Below are 308 nucleotides of genomic sequence, written 5' to 3'. Positions count from 1 at the left end.
GCGTTAATCGACTGCGAGCTTTTGGGTGACGTCTATCTTGCCCTGACGCGTCAGCAGTTCGATCTGATGGGTAGCGAGACGGAAGAAGAGGGCGAAGTCAATCAAACCGTTATTGTGGAAACCAACCGTACGTCTAAGTTGAAAGTTATCAAAGCCAATGCGGACGAGCTGGCCGCACATGAACAATATTTGGACGATTTAGGCAAAGCGTGTGTATGGCGCAAGGCCGAAACACCAGAGGAGGCCAATGCCGGAGCGTCAGCATGATGCGCCGCAATATCGCTTTGATTCCTGCTGCCGGTGTGGGA

General features: G+C 52.6%; 1 pseudogene. It reads left to right on the top strand.

The features are described 5' to 3' along the window. Positions 1-267: pseudogene (locus tag ACTHS4_RS11780) on the top strand (DNA polymerase III subunit epsilon); the annotation flags it as partial. Positions 268-308 lie beyond the last annotated feature (41 nt).

This window comes from Neisseria sp. P0014.S009 (assembly GCF_051958155.1).
Taxonomy (GTDB): domain Bacteria; phylum Pseudomonadota; class Gammaproteobacteria; order Burkholderiales; family Neisseriaceae; genus Neisseria; species Neisseria flavescens_C.
Note: the sequence above shows the minus strand (reverse complement) of the source record. Positions and strands in the feature narration are given on the sequence as shown.